This window comes from uncultured Pseudokineococcus sp. (genome assembly GCF_947499845.1).
In the GTDB taxonomy this organism is placed as follows: Bacteria; Actinomycetota; Actinomycetes; order Actinomycetales; family Quadrisphaeraceae; genus Pseudokineococcus.
Genome location: NZ_CANMPM010000042.1, coordinates 1 through 2,280 on the forward strand (window position 1 = coordinate 1; position 2,280 = coordinate 2,280).

Annotated in this window: 1 rRNA gene; it reads left to right on the plus strand. The window is 58.2% G+C overall.

Features of this window, described 5'->3' with window-relative positions:
* Positions 1 to 2,280, plus strand: a 23S ribosomal RNA gene (locus Q0789_RS16515); the annotation flags it as partial.

Here is a 2,280-nt window from a genome sequence, read left to right on the forward strand (position 1 = left end):
GAGTCGCGTGTCCTAGACCCGAAGCGAAGTGATCTACCCATGGGCAGGTTGAAGCGCGGGTAAGACCGCGTGGAGGACCGAACCCACCAGGGTTGAAAACCTGGGGGATGACCTGTGGGTAGGGGTGAAAGGCCAATCAAACTTCGTGATAGCTGGTTCTCCCCGAAATGCATTTAGGTGCAGCGTCACGTGTTTCTTGCCGGAGGTAGAGCTACTGGATGGCCGATGGGCCCGACAAGGTTACTGACGTCAGCCAAACTCCGAATGCCGGTAAGCCAAGCGTGGCAGTGAGACTGCGGGGGATAAGCTTCGTAGTCGAGAGGGAAACAGCCCAGATCACCGGCTAAGGCCCCTAAGCGTGTGCTAAGTGGAAAAGGATGTGGAGTTGCGCAGACAACCAGGAGGTTGGCTTAGAAGCAGCCATCCTTGAAAGAGTGCGTAATAGCTCACTGGTCAAGTGATTCCGCGCCGACAATGTAGCGGGGCTCAAGCACACCGCCGAAGCCGTGGCACTCCCATGTTAGCCAGGCTCATCCCTTCGTGGGGTGGGTCCAGGTGTGGGGGTGGGTAGGGGAGCGTCGTGTGGGGGGTGAAGCGGCAGGGTGACCTAGTCGTGGACGCCACACGAGTGAGAATGCAGGCATGAGTAGCGAATGACGGGTGAGAAACCCGTCCGCCGGATGATCAAGGGTTCCAGGGCCAGGCTAATCCGCCCTGGGTAAGTCGGGACCTAAGGCGAGGCCGACAGGCGTAGTCGATGGACAACGGGTTGATATTCCCGTACCGGCGAAGGACCGCCCATGCCGGGGCCAGCGATGCTGAGTGCCTGAAGCCTCACTTGACCTTCGGGTTGGGTGTGGGTGGAACGCACGACCCAGACTGGTAGTAGGCAAGCGCATTAACAGGGGTGACGCAGGAGGGTAGCTTCCGCGTGGCGATGGTTGTCCACGTCCAAGGGTGTAGGGCGAGTCGTTGGTAAATCCGCGGCTCACACAAGTCTGAGACCTGATGGTGAGCACGTAGTGCGAAGTGAGTGATCCCATGCTGCCGAGAAAAGCCTCGGCGCGAGGTTCTAGCCGCCCGTACCCTAAACCGACTCAGGTGATCAGGTAGAGAATACCAAGGCGATCGAGTGAATCGTGGTTAAGGAACTCGGCAAAATGCCCCCGTAACTTCGGGAGAAGGGGGGCCGATCGCGTGAACGCCCTTTGCGGGTGGGAGCGTGTGAGGCCGCAGAGACCAGGGAGAAGCGACTGTTTACTAAAAACACAGGTCCGTGCGAAGTCGCAAGACGATGTATACGGACTGACGCCTGCCCGGTGCTGGAACGTTAAGGGGACCGGTTAGCTCATGCGAGCGAAGCTGAGAACTTAAGCGCCAGTAAACGGCGGTGGTAACTATAACCATCCTAAGGTAGCGAAATTCCTTGTCGGGTAAGTTCCGACCTGCACGAATGGCGTAACGACTTCTCCGCTGTCTCAACCGCGAACTCGGCGAAATTGCACTACGAGTAAAGATGCTCGTTACGCGCAGCAGGACGGAAAGACCCCGGGACCTTCACTATAGTTTGGTATTGGTGTCTGGTGTGGCTTGTGTAGGATAGGTGGGAGACTGTGAAGCGGGCACGCCAGTGCTGGTGGAGTCGTCGTTGAAATACCACTCTGGTCATACTGGGCGTCTAACTTCGGTCCGTGATCCGGATCAGGGACAGTGCCTGATGGGTAGTTTAACTGGGGCGGTTGCCTCCTAAAGTGTAACGGAGGCGCTCAAAGGTTCCCTCAGCCTGGTCGGTCATCAGGTGTTGAGTGCAAGTGCACAAGGGGGCTTGACTGCGAGACTGACGGGTCGAGCAGGGACGAAAGTCGGAACTAGTGACCCGGCCGTGGTGTGTGGAAACGCGGTCGCTCAACGGATAAAAGGTACCCCGGGGATAACAGGCTGATCTTGCCCAAGAGTCCATATCGACGGCATGGTTTGGCACCTCGATGTCGGCTCGTCGCATCCTGGGGCTGGAGTAGGTCCCAAGGGTTGGGCTGTTCGCCCATTAAAGCGGTACGCGAGCTGGGTTTAGAACGTCGTGAGACAGTTCGGTCCCTATCCGCTGCGCGCGTCGGAGACTTGAGAAGGGCTGTCCCTAGTACGAGAGGACCGGGACGGACGAACCTCTGGTGTGCCAGTTGTCCTGCCAAGGGCATGGCTGGTTGGCTACGTTCGGGAGGGATAACCGCTGAAGGCATCTAAGCGGGAAGCCTGCTTCGAGATGAGGTCTCCTTGCCACTT